This is a genomic window from Paenibacillus sp. FSL R7-269 (assembly GCF_000517865.1).
GTDB lineage: Bacteria > Bacillota > Bacilli > Paenibacillales > Paenibacillaceae > Paenibacillus_AQ.
On the sequence record NZ_ASPS01000011.1, the window covers coordinates 38,516 to 53,890 of the forward strand.

The window sequence follows — 15,375 nt, forward strand, 5'->3', positions numbered from 1 at the left end:
CATCCGGGACCCTTACGAAGGATTTATAACACCAGCCCAGCCAGCCGGTGAATCCCCTGCTCAATCAAGGCCTCATCCACCTTGGCGAATCCCAGCACCCATCCCTTCCTGCGGCTCTGAAGGCAGTAATGGGCAAGCGGATATACCCGGATTCCCTGCTCCAGGGCTAACCGGGTCACGGCTTCCTCGTCGTAGTCTGATTCTGCCTCAAGGAATACATGCAGTCCCGTCTCTGCTCCGCTCAGGGTGAACCGCTCGCCTAGACCGCTGGATGTTATAGCCTTGGTTATGGCTTCATGTCTCCGGCGGTACACATTGCGGACTCTGCGCATATGGCGCATGAAATGCCCCTTCTGGATGAAGTGGGTCAAGGTGAGCTGATCCATCACCGGAAGGTGGCGGTAGGTCAGCTCCTGTACACGCGCCAACTGGGCAATGGCCCGTGCCGGGCCGACAATCGCCGAGATGCGGATGGCCGGGGCGATCATTTTGGAGAAGCTCATCAGATACAGGGTATTATTCGGCGCCTGGCTATAGAGCGTGGGCAGCGGGTCGCCACGGTAGCGGAATTCACTGTCATAGCCGTCTTCTATAATCCATAGCTGCTCCTGCACGGCCTGGTACAGCAATTGTTGCCTGCGCGGCTCTGACATCACGGAGCCTATGGCGCACTGGTGTGATGGGGTTACGAAGACCAACTTAGATTCCGGGTGGATCTGGTCAACCACAAGGCCATGCCCGTCTACCGGGACAGGGGCTACGTGCATCCGCCGGTAATTCATCGCCATCCAGGCCGCAGGGAAGCCGGGATCTTCCGCAGAGACGGTATCTCCTTCTGTGAGAAGGGATTGGGCAATCAGGTCAAGGCTGTGCTGGGCGCCTGAGGTCAACAGAATCTGATCGGGCTCGATCCGTATGCCCCGCTCAAGCAGCAAGTAACGCTGAATCTGTTCCCTAAGCGGCAGGAGACCATAGGGATTGCCGTAGGACCAATCCGATACGTCCATTGCGGCGGAGGCGTGAAGCAGCGATTGCCGCCAGTGGTTCTGGAAGGTCCTGTCCACATACGGCTCGTGCGGGGTGAAATCGATCTCCACCTCCTGAGTCTGAGGGCCTCCGAACCAGTCTTGCAGCTGATCTACCGCTGAGTTCAGCAGGGGAAGGGAAGGAGGAACGGGTCCTTCCGGCATCGACTCCTCTTGAGCCGCTTCAATGGCCGGGTTCCAGTCGCTTACCCGTGTTCCGCCCCGCCGGGAGGTCACGGTATACCCTCTGCTCAGCAGTTCCTCATAGACGAGCTGCACCGTGGAGCGGGAGACTCCAAGCTGCTCGGCGAGTTCACGGGAAGGGAGCAGCAGCTCGCCCGGCGCCCAGATACCTTGTGTAATATTATGAATGGCCTGATTCAGCAGTTGCTGCCAGATCGGGCCCCTGTCGTTGCGGTTGACGAACATCATAAGTCATCCCTCCTAGTCGTAGCTTTGGTTCCGTATTTTCATTATGGATTGCTCGGAACCGTCCTCTTTGGATATTTTAGCACAGTCCAATAGCTGATATACTACCGAATAACGTATACGCGGAGGACGCGGGAAGGAGAGGGTTCGATATGAATCCGGTTCGTTATAAGGTCAGGGAATGTAAGGATGAGGCGAGGATTGAACAGTTTTTGAAGCAGGCGAGAATTGGGTTTCTGGGATTAGCGGATGGCAATCTCCCCTATGTTGTGCCGCTGAACTATGTGTGGATGGACGGAAAGCTGTATATCCATGGGGCCGGGGATGGAAGACGCAATCAGGTGATGAGTGACAATTCAGAAGTATGCTTCACGGTCTGTGAGGAGTATGGAACGATCACGAACCCCGTGCCCGCCAAGACGGATACCGCCTATATGAGCGTGATGGTCTTCGGACAGGCAGAGCCGTTGACGGATTTGGATGAAGCTACGCAAGTCTTGCAGGAGATGATGAACAAGTATGTGCCCGGATACTATAACCGCCCTCTGTCCAAGCAGCATGTCGAGAAATACCGGTCGGCTGTGTACGGCGGGCCCGTACAAGTGTACCGGATTACTCCGCAGCATCTGACAGCCAAAGAGAATCCAATTGAAGCAGAGAGTATGTACAAGCCAGGGACGAATGAAGGGCAGATTATGTAGGGACTGCACTCCAACTGAATAGAGAATGAGCGCTCGGGCCGGTAACGGCCCGGGCTTGTTCTCGTTATGGCATGGGCGGAAATGTAATCGAAAAACCGATTACAATGGTCAGGGTGGAGGCTTGTGGACCAAATGTAAGCGAGGATAGAGGGCCGGCAAAGTTGCTGTGAACCCCAGGATGTCGTATGGTTGAGTTATTATAGCAAACAAAGGTAGTATGGAGAATATTAGCAGGATCGAGAATACAGGCAGGATCAAGCAGAAAGGATGAAGCAAATGTCCACAGATAACCAAGCTCTTCCCCCGGCTCCGATTACAGAACCCGGACGGTATGTCCTTGATCTGACGGGGCCCGGCAGCCACACGCTTGAACGCAAGCCCGGTATGGGCAGCTTATCGATCGGCCCCAAGGAGTTGAAGCAACCAGCGGAGCTGCTGGTCGCAGCAGATGAGCGCATGAACTGGTCCGTCTTCGAGCCGTTCGCCACGCCCGCAGGCTCCCCCTGGCCGCGTTATCTGAGTTATACCGGCGGTGATGCGGGGTTCCTCGAGTGGGCGGAGCGGCGGCCTATTGAGACTATAAGCTGGACCCCGGTGCTGCCGGAGGGTGCATCCTTGGACGGTAGCCGGGCGGATATCTATACCCTGGGTATCAAACTGGGTCCTCTGGCAAATGGACAGCTGAGCCTGGTCCTGCCGGACAAGCTGTACAACCTGAGCTTGTCTGGTGATCTGACGCGCTTCTCAGCTTCCGGCCATCTGCCCACTACTCTGGCCTTAGTACCGAATATGAGCCGGCGCAGGAGCGATGCGCCTTACCGGCTGCCGGATCTGGGGGAGCTGCAGGGTGTGACTCACCTGACGCTGAATAGCCCGCCCTTGGGCCAGCCCATCTCACTGGACGGCCTGGAGCAATTCCCGAACCTGGAGTCGCTCAGCCTGTGGGGAAGCTTCTGCGATCTAGAGGCGCTTGCCCGCCTGACGGGGCTGACCAGCCTGGAGCTCCGTTTCATGCCGGAGCTGGAGGGCCTGCCTTCCCTGGATACATGGCCGCTGCTGGACCGGTTCATCGCCTACAATGTCGAGGAGGCCGTAGGCAAACGTCTGCGGCAGCAGATGAAGGCGCGCGCCAAGGTCCGCCCTTGGGATGATTATGCCTCCATAAGCCAGCTCAGGAAGCCGGAGTGGTGGCAGAGCGAATACGGCCGCCCGTTCTCTGCCTGGCCGAAGCGTCTGGCCAAGCTGGCGAACGAAGCCTACGATACTGCACAGTCAGCTATAGCGGAGGCCCGCAATCTTGAAGAGGCGGAAGCAGCCATTACTGCCTTCACCCTGCGCTTCAATTCACTGAAGGGCATCGAGACTACCGAGAGGGAAGACCTTGGCGAAGCTGTGTGGCAGCTCAGCCAGTCAGAGCACCAGATCGGGCAGCCTATAACAGAGGAAGTGGCGCAGGGCTGGTTCGATGCGGCCCGTGATTATTAATTAAAAAGTTTATAAAAAATAAGATAAATCTTAAAATTTAGTTTCATTAGTGATAAACTAGGATCAGGATTGATCCAAACGGTGTGTGACTTGGTCCGCGCTGGCTTGCTATGGCGCCTAAGCAGGAGTGCCTGCATCCTTCCTGCAAATCGTAGGGTAGAAGGACGGTATAATATGAGCAACCAACAAACAAAAACAGACGTTATTTTAATTGGTGCTGGAATCATGAGTGCAACACTTGGTTCACTGTTAAAGGAATTAGTACCGGATTGGCAAATAACCGTGTTTGAGCGGCGTGCGGGTGCCGGGGAGGAGAGCTCAGGAGAATGGAACAATGCGGGAACGGGGCATTCTTCACTCTGCGAGCTTAACTATACTACAGAGCAGCCGGACGGATCGATCGACATCAGCAAGGCGATTAAGGTGAACGAGGAATTTCAGTTCTCCAAGCAATTCTGGTCCTATCTGGTGAGCCAGAAACGAATACACAATCCGCAGGATTTCATTGTACCTGTGCCGCATATGAGCTTTGTGGAAGGACAGAAGGACGTTGCATTTTTACAAAAGCGATTTGAAGCGCTTTCAAATAGTCCGCTGTTTCAAGGCATGGAATTCTCAGATGATCCAAGGCGGCTGATGGAATGGATTCCGCTGATGATGAAGAACCGGAAGCTGGACCAGCCGATAGCGGCCACCAAAATTGACTCGGGAACGGATGTGAACTTCGGCGCCCTGACCCGTATGCTGTTCAACCACTTACAGAGCAGTAACACCGATATTAGGTACAATCATCAGGTGGATGATCTGAAGCGCGCGCAGGACGGCTCCTGGGAGCTGAAGGTGAAGAATCTCGCCAGCGGCGTAACAGAGCGTCATAACGCCAAGTTCGTCTTCATCGGCGGAGGGGGAGGAAGCCTGCATCTGCTGCAGAAATCCGGCATCCCGGAAGGCAAAAAGATTGGCGGATTCCCGGTAAGCGGACTGTTCATGGTCTGCAAGAAGCCGGAGATTGTAGCCCAGCACCATGCCAAGGTATATGGTAAGGCTGCTGTGGGTGCGCCTCCGATGTCTGTTCCGCATCTAGATACCCGGGTGATCGATAAGCAGGAATCCCTGTTCTTCGGGCCGTTTGCCGGTTTCTCGCCCAAGTTCCTGAAATACGGCTCCATGTTCGATTTGATTACCTCGGTCAAGCCGAATAATCTGACGACGATGCTTGCAGCAGGAGCGAAGAACCTGTCATTGACCAAATATCTGATCGGGCAGGTCATGCTGTCCAAAGAACAGCGCATGGAAGCGCTGCGGGAGTTCATCCCGGATGCGAACAGTGAGGATTGGGAGCTGGTGGTGGCGGGCCAGCGGGTACAGATTATTAAGGATACAGCAGCCGGCAAAGGCATGCTGCAATTCGGAACGGAAGTCATCAGCAGCGCGGACGGCTCCATCGCTGCATTGCTGGGAGCCTCGCCAGGAGCGTCAACGGCTGTCTCTGTCATGCTGGAGGTCATCACCAAGTGCTTCCCGCAGCAGATCAAGGCCTGGGAGCCGAAGATCAAGCAGATGATTCCTGCCTACGGCATGTCCCTGTCCGCTAACCCGAAGCTATTGAATGACATTCATGCTTCCGCAGCGCACACGCTGGGCCTGACGAATGGAACAGACGGGCATGAGCCGCCAGCCGCGGTCAACCATCTGTAGCAATAGCAATAGAGAGCGTGCGGCTGACCACCAGCCTGCCAGCTGTTATATACATGCAAAGAGAGGCCATCCCTGGGGATAGCCTCTTTGTCTTGCTGTGTTCATCTCCCAGGCTGAGTACTTCAAGTGCGATCAAGCCTTATGAGTCTTGAACAGCCGGATGGCCAGAATCAGAGCTACCGCTACAGCGGCGAGGCCCGCCCAGTTCAGGTGGAGCACAGAGGTACGGCTGATCACATAGCCGCCTAAGCCCGATCCCAGCGCGAATCCGAACTGGATGAAGGAGGTGTTTACGCTCAGGGCCATATCCGGGTTCCGGGGAACCAGGGTGACCAGCAGAAGCTGCTGCGCAGGGGAGATGCTCCAGGTCCCCAGCATGAAGATCATCAGGATCAGGAGAAGGACGATCACATGAACGCCCGTTAGTGCGAACAGGAGGAGGGTGGCTGCTTGTAACAGAAGTCCTGCGATAATGGTGAACTTCGATCCTCTAGAATCGGCCAATTGCCCGCCTAACTTGGAGCCCATGAAGCTGCAGACGCCTGCCAGGAAGAGCACCCCGCTAATTTCGGTGATGGACAGGGAGGATGCGGCCTGCAGGTAAGGGGTAATATAAGTGAAGAGTGTAGCGTAACCCCCTACATACAATAAGCTGATCGCCAGAGCGGTAACAATTCTGGAATCCTTAAGCACAGACAGCTGCATCTTTAGGGTGACGGCTTCTTTTTCTTTTATGGCAGGGACCTTGGCAGAGATGATGAACAGCGGAACAAGGCTTAGCCCCCCGACGATGATGAACAGAGCCCTCCACCCAAAGTATTCGCTGAAAAAGGTGCCGGCCGGAACGCCCAGAACCAGCGAGCTGCTGAGTCCCATCAGAATAATGCCAATCGCATTGCCTCTCCGCTCCTTCTCCACCAGTCTGGTGGCTACGGCCATAGCGACCACGGTTGCGATTCCCCCGCTTGCCCCTTGAATAATCCGTATTCCCAGCATAGCTTCATAAGGCAACTTCAGCAGCATCAGCCCGTTGCTGGCAATGAACACGCCGAGGGCGGTCAGCAGCAGCTTTTTGCGGTCCATACCCAGGGTCAGTGCAATGAGCACCGGTGCAATAATCGCTGCGGACAGCGCAAATACGGTCACCAGCAGCCCCACTTCGGAGGTGGATACGCCAAGATCTGAGGCAATCATCTCAATCACACCGGTAATAATGTATTCAATCGTCCCGATCAGAAAAACGGCAAGTGCCAGAATATAGATCGTCAATCGGTTATTCAATTTCTCCCACTCCTTGTACATTCATAACGGAATCGGCCGCCGTTCTTGTCATCACTCTACGATGCTGCTAAGGTTAAGTCAAAGAAACGTTTCTGAATGAAACGTTCATTTTTTTTGAACGAAGGAGTGACACAGAATGGAATTGCGCCAACTTAAAACCTTTTATACGCTGGCTTCCACGCTTAATTTCGCCCGTGCCGCCGAAGCGCAGAACTACGTTCCCTCAACGGTTACGATGCAAATGAAGGCCCTGGAGGAAGAATTGGGGGTGAAGCTGGTGGACCGGCTCGGCAAAAATGTGACGTTAACCGATACCGGAAAAACGTTCCTGCGTTATGCAGACAACATCCTGTGTATGGTGGAGGAGGCGCAGCATGCCCTCAAGCAGCCCGGTGAGCTGACAGGCACCATCGTAATCAGTGCAGATGAGACGTTATGCACTTACAGACTTCCCGCTGTGCTGCACCGGTTCCGCCAGCTTCATCCCGGAGTCCGGCTGATCTTCCTGCCGCTGGTGAGTCCGAGTCTCAGGCAGAGCCTGCGGGACGGGGATGTCGATGTCATCTTCATGCTGGATGAAGTGAAGGGCGAGAGCGGATTTTGCGGAGAAAAAATAAGGGACGAGCGCTTCTGCCTCCTGGCTGCTCCCGATCATCCGCTGGCATCGCGTCCGGCGCTGGCTATCCAGGATTTTCACGGCGAGACCTTCCTGCTGACAGAGCAGGGATGCTCGTACCGCAGCTTCTTCGAGCGCAGCCTGTCCCAGAAGGGGATGGCGGGTATCACGGAGCTGGAGTTTCATAGTGCGGAGGCGATCAAACAATGTGCGAAGCTGGGGATGGGCATCGCCATCCTGCCTGAAATGGCCGTAAGCGAAGAATTGAAGCGGGGGGAGCTGATCTCCCTGCCGTGGGATTTGACCGCAGTATCCTTTGCCACCCAAATGTTCTGGCATGAGGAGAAGTGGCTCTCCCCGGCAATTGAGGCTTTTATCCGTCTGGCCCGGGATCTCGAATCCTCTCCTTGACCTTAGGTCAGACCTAGGGTGTATCGTAGAGATATTCCAAGCCGTAGTCCGGGGAGTGATTAGGATGAGAGATGAAATAACGATTAGTGAGCTGGCCAAGCTGATGAATGTGTCGGTCCACCAGATCCGGTATTTTGAAGAGAAGGGTGTTCTGCAGCCTGCTTATACCGGTGAGAATCAGTACAGAATGTACAGTATGGATCAAGTGTATCAGCTCGCGCATATCCTGCTGCTCCGCAAGCTTGAAGTGCCTGTTCAATCGATTAACGAATGTATGAGCTATAGTCCGGAGCAGCATCGCGGGCTGCTGGAGCACTCTCTCGAAGGGATTGAACAGGAGCTGGCGCGTCTTCAGGAGCTACGGCAGTTCATCCGCAAGATGCTGGAGGAGGAGCAGAGCTACAGCTCGCAGGCGGAGCCCTTCCAGCGGGTGCAGCAGTCTGAGGTCTATCTCACCGAGATGATGAAGCTGGATTCGTATAGTCAGCTCAGTGCAGCGCTGCTGGCGGAGCAGGCGGCAGGCATACCCAATCTGTTTGAATCGGATATTTATTATGTGGCAGATGAGCAGGATACCGTGACCCTATATCTGGAGGGGCAGGCTCCAGGCGATCTGACTCTTCCGGCAGGAGAGTACCTGACGCTGCAATGTGTGATTCAGGAAGAGGAGCTTGAAGAACAGTGTGACGATTTCTTCACCTATGCTGCCGCAGAAGCGATTCCGCTGGCGGGGCCCCTGGTGGTGATTGAACGTTCGTATCTGTCGCTGTTCGCTCCGGGTAAGCTGCATTATGAGCTGAAGGCGCTGATTCAGCCGGGAGCACCTGCGCAAGGGACGGTTTCCTTATGAGCGCAGCCCCGATTACGATAGAGCCGATGCGGCCGGAGTATAACCGGCCGGTAAGCCAGTTGCTGGCCCAGGCGTTCCTGGCCAAATTCCACAGGCGGCTGCGTCTGAATGAGGCTGTGCTGGCTGAAGGTCTGGAGGCGCTGCTCGACTATGCTCCGGCCGGACCGTTCGCCCTCAGAAGCGTCGCCTTGCAGCAGGGAGAGGTGATTGGCAGCATCGGGATGAAATATAAGCCTGCGGAGGATCAGCAGGTAAGGGGTAAGCTGCTGCCCGCGTTGCCTGCTGTATTCTCTCTGCTAAGGAGACGCGGCATGGTCCGGCTGCTGGCTGGTCTGGCGACACTTGAACATTACTCCGAGGCCGGCGAGTGTTATATTACCGACCTGGCGGTTCATCCGGCCCACCACAGCAAAGGCGTAGGCCGGCTGCTGCTCGGATGGGCCGGGGAGGCTGTGGCTGCCGATCCCGGCCTGGACCGCCTCAGCCTGCATGTTGCAGCCAGCAATCCGCGGGCCAGACAGCTCTATGAGCGGCTGTCCTTTCAGACAAGTGCCTGTCAGAACAGGCAGCTCCTACACTTATTATTGGGCGAACGGGCATGGGATTACATGGTCTTGATCCAAAAAGGGAGACAGATAGAGTAATGATGAAGAACAAGAAGATCTTGATTTATCTATGTGTGGTAGTGCTTTTGCTGATTAGCGGGGCAGGAATGTATATCGTGCAGCAGAACCGCTTTGAGATGATGGAGCAGGCCATCCAGATTGCGTCGCCTGAGGGCGAGCTGACGGGTACGCTGGTGTTGCCCAAGGGGTCTTCCGTATCTTCCGGCAAGCTGGGACTGGTCCTCTTCATTCATGGGGACGGGCCGATTAATGCCTCGCATGATGACGGGTATAAGCCGCTATGGGAGCGGTTAGCCGGTCTGGGGTATGCCTCCTTGTCTCTTGATAAAAGAGGAATCGGCGCTTCCACAGGCAATTGGCTGGATCAGAGTATAGATGACCGGGTAGAGGAAGCCCGCGAGGCTATCGCATGGGCCCGGAAGCAGCCGAATATCGACCCGGACCGGATCGGGGTGTGGGGCGCCAGTCAGGCAGGCTGGGTGATTCCCAAGCTGGCCGGGAAGGAGCCGCTCGCCTTCAGCATTCTGGTCTCCCCGGCCATTAACTGGCTGCGCCAGGGTGCCTATCATACCCGGCAGCAGATGCTGCAGGAAGGAAAAACGGAGACGGAAATTGCAGCCGAAGAGGCGGCTAACAACGAAGTTCGGCAGCTTTTGGCGCAGAGGGCGAGCTATGAAGACTATCTGGCTGCGGTGAAGGAAGATGACCCGATGACGAAGGAGCGGTGGACGTTTGTCAGCAAGAATTACCTGTCGGATGCCGAGCAGGATCTTAAGCAGTTCCGCTCTCCGGTACTGTTGCTGCTGGGCCAGCAGGATATTCATGTCGACTGGCAGGAGACGGAGCAGGTGTACCGCAAGATGATCCAGCCTGAACTGCTGACCGTAGCGGTCTTCCCGGACGCAGAGCATTCGATGCTGAGCAAAAAGACAGCGGACTCCAGCTTAAGGGCGCTCATGGTCAGCCTCTTTGCTCCGCGCCAAATCACAGTTCCGGGCTATATGAATCAGATTGAGGATTTCCTGAAGGAGCTGGATTAATGCTCTTCGTCCACCATCTGGCGCTGGAACTTGCGGCAGCAATGGTCTATCATATAGGCTGAAGTATACAAATTATAGGATGTGCTGCGGAAGATGAATGACATGAGGAGATCCGATGGACAAGCCAATATCTATTCTAGTTGCTGAAGACGACAGTGACATTAGCCGGCTGCTGTGCAGCATTATTACAAAAAGCGGATATTTTCCCCAGCCCGCCTTCTCCGGTACAGAGGCCCTACTCTATCTGGAGCAGCGGCAATGGAGCATGGTTCTGCTTGATCTGATGCTGCCGGGAATGACGGGAGAGGAGCTGCTGAATTGGATTCGCGCGCGGGGGAGTATGCCTGTCCTTATTATCTCGGCGAAGGGAGAGCAGCAGACCAAGGTGTCGGCACTGCGCGGAGGTGCAGATGATTTTATTACGAAGCCTTTTGATATTGAGGAGGTATCGGCACGGATTGACTCCCATTTGCGCCGGTTCATGCAGATTATACCCTCAGCTTCAGCCCGCATCCTCCAGTATAACGGTCTTGTGCTGGATTGCGATTCCAAAGTGGTAACAGCAGAGGGAGTGGAGGTAGCTCTGACTGCCCGGGAGTATGAAATTCTCCAGTTGCTGTTATCGGAACCCAGAAAGGTATTCACTAAGGCCAATCTGTACGAGAGCGTATGGGGGGAGCCCTATTATGGTGACGATAATACGGTTAACGTCCATGTGAGCAATCTGCGGGGCAAGCTGGCGAAGACTGCGCCCGGCAGTGATTATATCGAGACCGTATGGGGTATGGGCTACCGGCTGAAGTCTTAAGATATTCTTAAGGGTTGGCTTTAGCCCTTTTTAAGTTTTGATTTCTATACTTGGTCTATCACATGTGAAGGAGGCCAAGGCAGCAATGAGTGAATATGTGTTGCAAACGAATCAGTTGACCAAAAGATTCAAAGGCAGTGTTGCGCTGGATAAAGTGAATATCTCTATCCGCAAGGGCGCGATCTATGGCTTTATTGGACAGAATGGAGCCGGCAAATCGACGCTGATGCGTATTGTCACCGGACTTGCTTTTCCATCGGAAGGAACAATTGAATTATTTGGCACCGGTACGGAACGGGAGCTAACCGAGGCCCGTAAACGGATGGGACTGATTATTGAAGGTCCCTCGTTGTTCCCGCAGATGACGGCCCGTGAGAATCTGGAGGTGAACCGTCTTCTTCGGGGCATTCCCGGCCAGGACTCCATCCGCAGAATGCTGGAACTGGTTGGACTGCAGGACACAGGGCGGAAGAAGGTGAAGAATTTCTCGCTAGGTATGAAGCAGAGGCTGGGCCTTGCCGTTGCCATGCTAAACGACCCGGAATTTCTGATTCTGGATGAGCCCACCAATGGGCTTGACCCGATGAGCGTTATCGAAATGCGCGAATTGCTTAAGCGGCTCAATCATGAACGGGGGTTAACGATTCTGATCTCCAGCCATGTTCTAAGCGAGTTGCATTTGCTCGCCAGCCATTACGGCATTATCCATCAAGGCAAGCTGCTGGAGCAGCTTACCGCGCGGGAATTGAACGATAAATGCCAGCAGTATGTCCATATTAAAGCGGATCATCCGGACAGAGCAGCCATGGTAATTCAGAACGAGCTGGGCACAACCGACTTCGAGGTCATGCCGGATGGTGTCATCAAGCTGTACGGGTACCGGGAACAGCCCGGCAAGGTGTCCACGGCCCTATTCTCCGCAGGTCTTACCATCGAGCAGTTTATATCCATGGGGGCAGATCTGGAGAGCTATTTCATGAAGCGGATCGGGGGTGCAGGGCATGTATAACCTGATCAGAGCGGAGCTGTTCAAGCTGCGCAGGGACCGGTCGTTCCTAGTGTTGCTGCTCATCATTGCCCTGCTTTCCCTGGCCTATCCCCTGCTCTACTATATCGATAATAAGACCAGCGGCAAGCCGCAGTTCACCGGTGCCGAATTTCTGATTAAATTCGTGGCCAGCAATGGTTATGTTATTAAATTCAGCGTGGCTGCGTTGGCCGGATTCTTCATTGCCAGCGAATATACGACAGGTGTCATGAAGTCGGCCGCTTCGTCGGGCAACGACAGAGGGAAGCTCTACACAGCCAAGCTGATTGGATTCTCAGCGGGAGCTATGGTGATTTCTCTGATATTTCCCCTGCTCAGCTTGGCCGAAGTATCAATGATTTCAGGCTTCGGCCAGTTGCCGGAGGGAGTGGATGCTCTCTTCATCCCCCGGGCCCTCGGATTCACGTTGTTGTACACGGCTGCCTACGCAGCAATCGGGGCTTTATTCACAGCGGTGTTCGCCGAGAGCGGCAAGACCATCAGCTTCCTGATGATCTTCTTCCTGGCTATTAATATGATATTGGGATCCTTGGCGGAGTATATCCCGGTTCTAGCTACGGTGTACGATTACTCGGTCTTCAAGCTGCTGGGTGAAATCGGCAAGACTCATATGGATGGTAGCGATCTGCCGGCTCTCCTGCTGGCACCGCTGCTGACGATAGTTGTATCCGGGCTGCTGGGCGTTCTCGTATTCCGCAAGAAGGAAATTAAGTAAGAGAAGGGGGCGGAGAGTCTTGTTCATCGTAATGCTCATATTGGTTACAGCGGCGGCTCTCCTGCTGGCCCATCTTCTAGTGCTGAGGCGGGAGCTGGTGAGGATGACTAGGCAGCTTCGCCGCTATAACGAACGAGCCACTGGTAAAAAGCTGGAGGTCACGCTATTTGACAAGCACCTCGAAGCGCTAGCAGGCCAGATTAACCTCCAATCCGATCTGATTGTTGAAGCGGAGGCTAACCGCAGGCAGACAGAGAATGAGCTGCGTCAGGCAATTGCCAACATCTCTCATGATATCCGTACGCCGCTAACCTCCATCTTTGGCTATATTCAATTGCTGGAAGTAGAGCCGATAACGCCTGATGAGAAGCGCGAATATCTGAGCGTTGTCAAAAACCGGACAAAGCGGCTTCAGGCCCTGTTGAACGATTTTTTTGAGTTGTCCTTAATCGAATCTGCGGATTATCAGCTTAAAACCGAGCGGATTGTAATGACGGTTCTGCTATCGGACACACTGGTCGGTTTCTACGATTCGTTTAATGAGCGGGGACTGATGCCGGACATCTGGCTCCCCAAGGAACCGGTAGCAGTCTATGCTGACGAATCGGCCGTGCGGAGGGTCGTTGAGAACCTGCTTATCAATACGTTGAAGCACGCTACCGGCCCGGTGTTCATCTGTTTCGAGCAGCGGGAGACGACAGCAGAGCTGCGGATTGTGAACGAAGCGAAGGACCTATCCGACATGGATGTGAGGCTGCTGTTCGACCGCTTCTATACGGTGGACCGTACCCGGTCAGGGCAAGGCTCAGGATTGGGACTGTCCATTGCCAAAAGCCTCATGAACAAGATGAACGGTACTTTGACCGCGGAGCTGCACGGAGATAACTTAAATATGGTCTGTCGCTGGCCGCTGTGGTCACCGGTCTAAGCGCATCCTCATTACCATTGAACCGTACGGGGGAAAGCTAGCCTCGTGACAGCCGGCCTCTCCGTATAGTGACTTTTATGCATACCGGCTCATCATTTCAAGCAGGTACTTCCGGAATTCTTCACGGTAATCCTTCGGCTCCATAATCTCCAGATGGGTGCCGAAGCCGGCCAGGAATTGATATCCGATCGGGTGCTGCGGAATATAGAACGTAGCCAGCAGTTGTTCCGCGTTATAGGTTTCGATGCTCTTGCGGCCGTACCGTTCAATGAATTGATCCTTGATGCCCGGCGAGATCAGCGCCTTCACTTCGGTTAACTGCGGAGGAACTTCAGCCTCCCGTGCCTGATTCAGCATTTCGGCTCTGGGGCTGAAGGTCTGTTCCTTCGGCTTCAGCTGCTCCATCCGGGAGAGCTTGAACATCCGCGCCCCCATCCGCTCCAGACAGAAGCCCTTCAGATACCAGCTTGATTCACTGAAATGAAGCTGATAAGGCTCCACGGTCCGTTTTGTGGGAGTACCTGTTCTATCAGTATAGTCAAAAGAGAGCAGCCAGCTCCCGGCGATGGCCTCCTGACAGAGCTTCATGGCTCCGGCAAGCTCCGCGCGTCCCTCCCAATCATAGAAGGACAGCTGAACCGACCCCTTAGAAGTGAGCGGGCTAACCATTGCTTCTATTTTCCGAATCGTCATAGCTACATCCTCACTGATCAGAATTTGCCCCAGCCCGCCGAGTGCAGCCAGTATATTCTCCAGGTCGGAGCTGCTTAGCAGCCGCTTGTCCATCTTGTATTCTTCCATAATGCCGTAGCCGCCCTGCACGCCGGGTGTGGCGTATATCGGAATGTGCGCCAGGCTGAGCGTCTCCATATCGCGGAGAATCGTCCGTTTGGACACGCCGAATAATTGTGCGAATTCAGTGCTGGGCACAATGTCTTTTTTGAGCAGAATCATGATGATGGTAATCAACCGCTCCACCTTGTCCATCCGGTTCCCTCTTTCTTGAGTGAAGTGTGAAACGGTGACATATAGCCGTCACCTATCGTGTATTATACTACATTTATCTTATGAGGGAGGTTATGCTCTATGTCAGCTATTGCTTATCTTAATTTCGATGGTGTTGCCGGGCAAGCGATTGAATTCTATGCGGAGGCCTTGCAGGCTACAACCGTGAAAAAGGTCCAATTTGGAGATATTCCCCAGGACCCGAACTACCCCCTGCCGGCCAATGAGTTAGCGATGATTATGGAGTCCTCTATAGCATTCGAGGGAGGGACAATTATGATGTCCGATCTGTTGCCCTCTATGCAGCAGGTCACAGGCGAACTGGTGAAGGGGAACAACATCATGATCAGCCTGGTCACTCAGGACAAGGAGAAGCTCGAAGAGTACTATAATCAGCTGTCCCAGGGGGGGACGGTTATCATGCCGCTCTCCAGCACTCCATGGTCTTCGTGCTTCGGGATGATCGTGGATCAGTTCGGCATAGGGTGGAAGTTCAACAGTGATGCCGTGCAATTCCTTGATCATGTGCTGGCCAGCCGGGGCAACCTCTGAAATATTTTGGCAGAATGCGGGAGAGCGGAAGGATTTATCCATCGTGTATTGAAAGATAGGAGTACCTGATATCGGCGTATATCGGTTAGGCGAATAGGAGTGGTGAATTTACGGCTTCGGTGCTTCAGTCCTCGATTATCCTGCTTGCGTCCGGCAG

General features: G+C 54.4%; 15 protein-coding genes. 12 read left to right on the forward strand and 3 right to left on the reverse strand.

Features of this window, described 5'->3' with window-relative positions; genetic code table 11:
• Positions 1–23: 23 nt before the first annotated feature.
• Positions 24–1,457, reverse strand: coding sequence for a MocR-like pyridoxine biosynthesis transcription factor PdxR (gene pdxR / locus C162_RS04175; protein ID WP_036691549.1), 1,434 nt, complete (start codon positions 1,455–1,457; stop codon positions 24–26).
• Positions 1,458–1,606: 149 nt separating this feature from the next.
• Here pdxR and C162_RS04180 point away from each other — a divergent pair, with 149 nt between their 5' ends.
• The 3 genes from C162_RS04180 (at position 1,607) to C162_RS04190 (ending at position 5,338) form a co-directional block, all read left to right on the forward strand.
• Positions 1,607–2,155, forward strand: coding sequence for a pyridoxamine 5'-phosphate oxidase family protein (locus C162_RS04180; protein ID WP_036691550.1), 549 nt, complete (start codon positions 1,607–1,609; stop codon positions 2,153–2,155).
• Positions 2,156–2,431: 276 nt separating this feature from the next.
• On the forward strand, positions 2,432–3,640 hold the full coding sequence (locus tag C162_RS04185) for a hypothetical protein (protein WP_036691552.1): 1,209 nt from the start codon (positions 2,432–2,434) through the stop codon (positions 3,638–3,640).
• A 174-nt stretch (positions 3,641–3,814) separates the two neighbouring features.
• The gene (locus C162_RS04190; protein WP_036691554.1) at positions 3,815–5,338 is read left to right on the forward strand and encodes a malate:quinone oxidoreductase; all 1,524 of its coding nucleotides are present in this window, start codon (positions 3,815–3,817) and stop codon (positions 5,336–5,338) included.
• A 132-nt stretch (positions 5,339–5,470) separates the two neighbouring features.
• Here the strand turns inward: C162_RS04190 and C162_RS04195 are convergent, their stop codons facing one another.
• A complete protein-coding gene (locus C162_RS04195; protein ID WP_036691555.1) occupies positions 5,471–6,619 on the reverse strand; it encodes an MFS transporter in 1,149 nt (382 codons plus the stop codon).
• 136 nt (positions 6,620–6,755) lie between these two features.
• Here C162_RS04195 and C162_RS04200 point away from each other — a divergent pair, with 136 nt between their 5' ends.
• The 8 genes from C162_RS04200 to C162_RS04235 all read left to right on the forward strand — a co-directional run bounded on the left by C162_RS04200 (position 6,756) and on the right by C162_RS04235 (position 13,661).
• Positions 6,756–7,646, forward strand: a complete 891-nt coding sequence (locus C162_RS04200; RefSeq protein ID WP_036691557.1) for a LysR family transcriptional regulator — start codon at positions 6,756–6,758, stop codon at positions 7,644–7,646.
• Between the two features lie 64 nt (positions 7,647–7,710).
• Positions 7,711–8,496, forward strand: coding sequence for a MerR family transcriptional regulator (locus C162_RS04205; protein WP_036691558.1), 786 nt, complete (start codon positions 7,711–7,713; stop codon positions 8,494–8,496).
• Complete coding sequence (locus C162_RS04210; RefSeq protein ID WP_036691560.1) at positions 8,493–9,140, forward strand: GNAT family N-acetyltransferase; 648 nt, start codon at positions 8,493–8,495, stop codon at positions 9,138–9,140. The genes C162_RS04205 and C162_RS04210 overlap by 4 nt, the downstream gene beginning before the upstream one ends.
• On the forward strand, positions 9,140–10,162 hold the full coding sequence (locus C162_RS04215; RefSeq protein ID WP_036691562.1) for an alpha/beta hydrolase family protein: 1,023 nt from the start codon (positions 9,140–9,142) through the stop codon (positions 10,160–10,162). The genes C162_RS04210 and C162_RS04215 overlap by 1 nt, the downstream gene beginning before the upstream one ends.
• Before the next feature lie 115 nt (positions 10,163–10,277).
• Positions 10,278–10,970: a response regulator transcription factor gene (locus C162_RS04220; protein WP_036691563.1), complete on the forward strand. Its 693-nt coding sequence runs from the start codon at positions 10,278–10,280 to the stop codon at positions 10,968–10,970.
• An 85-nt stretch (positions 10,971–11,055) separates the two neighbouring features.
• Positions 11,056–11,979, forward strand: coding sequence for an ATP-binding cassette domain-containing protein (locus C162_RS04225; RefSeq protein WP_036691565.1), 924 nt, complete (start codon positions 11,056–11,058; stop codon positions 11,977–11,979).
• Complete coding sequence (locus C162_RS04230; protein WP_036691568.1) at positions 11,972–12,733, forward strand: ABC transporter permease; 762 nt, start codon at positions 11,972–11,974, stop codon at positions 12,731–12,733. Before C162_RS04225 ends, C162_RS04230 begins: the two co-directional genes overlap by 8 nt.
• Before the next feature lie 19 nt (positions 12,734–12,752).
• Positions 12,753–13,661 (forward strand): sensor histidine kinase, encoded by a 909-nt coding sequence (locus C162_RS04235; RefSeq protein ID WP_051493223.1) that lies wholly within the window; start codon positions 12,753–12,755, stop codon positions 13,659–13,661.
• A gap of 75 nt (positions 13,662–13,736) precedes the next feature.
• Here C162_RS04235 and C162_RS04240 read toward each other — a convergent pair whose 3' ends face one another.
• A complete protein-coding gene (locus C162_RS04240; RefSeq protein ID WP_036691569.1) occupies positions 13,737–14,648 on the reverse strand; it encodes a helix-turn-helix transcriptional regulator in 912 nt (303 codons plus the stop codon).
• Between the two features lie 99 nt (positions 14,649–14,747).
• Here C162_RS04240 and C162_RS04245 point away from each other — a divergent pair, with 99 nt between their 5' ends.
• Positions 14,748–15,218: a VOC family protein gene (locus C162_RS04245; protein ID WP_036691572.1), complete on the forward strand. Its 471-nt coding sequence runs from the start codon at positions 14,748–14,750 to the stop codon at positions 15,216–15,218.
• Positions 15,219–15,375: the final 157 nt, after the last annotated feature.

Bases quoted from the DNA above. Each gene is read 5' to 3' on its own strand.
- pdxR (WP_036691549.1), bottom strand. From the start codon at position 1,457: ATGATGTTCGTCAACCGCAACGACAGGGGCCCGATCTGGCAGCAACTG.
- C162_RS04180 (WP_036691550.1), top strand. From the start codon at position 1,607: ATGAATCCGGTTCGTTATAAGGTCAGGGAATGTAAGGATGAGGCGAGG.
- C162_RS04185 (WP_036691552.1), top strand. From the start codon at position 2,432: ATGTCCACAGATAACCAAGCTCTTCCCCCGGCTCCGATTACAGAACCC.
- C162_RS04190 (WP_036691554.1), top strand. From the start codon at position 3,815: ATGAGCAACCAACAAACAAAAACAGACGTTATTTTAATTGGTGCTGGA.
- C162_RS04200 (WP_036691557.1), top strand. From the start codon at position 6,756: ATGGAATTGCGCCAACTTAAAACCTTTTATACGCTGGCTTCCACGCTT.
- C162_RS04205 (WP_036691558.1), top strand. From the start codon at position 7,711: ATGAGAGATGAAATAACGATTAGTGAGCTGGCCAAGCTGATGAATGTG.
- C162_RS04210 (WP_036691560.1), top strand. From the start codon at position 8,493: ATGAGCGCAGCCCCGATTACGATAGAGCCGATGCGGCCGGAGTATAAC.
- C162_RS04215 (WP_036691562.1), top strand. From the start codon at position 9,140: ATGATGAAGAACAAGAAGATCTTGATTTATCTATGTGTGGTAGTGCTT.
- C162_RS04220 (WP_036691563.1), top strand. From the start codon at position 10,278: ATGGACAAGCCAATATCTATTCTAGTTGCTGAAGACGACAGTGACATT.
- C162_RS04225 (WP_036691565.1), top strand. From the start codon at position 11,056: ATGAGTGAATATGTGTTGCAAACGAATCAGTTGACCAAAAGATTCAAA.
- C162_RS04230 (WP_036691568.1), top strand. From the start codon at position 11,972: ATGTATAACCTGATCAGAGCGGAGCTGTTCAAGCTGCGCAGGGACCGG.
- C162_RS04240 (WP_036691569.1), bottom strand. From the start codon at position 14,648: ATGGACAAGGTGGAGCGGTTGATTACCATCATCATGATTCTGCTCAAA.
- C162_RS04245 (WP_036691572.1), top strand. From the start codon at position 14,748: ATGTCAGCTATTGCTTATCTTAATTTCGATGGTGTTGCCGGGCAAGCG.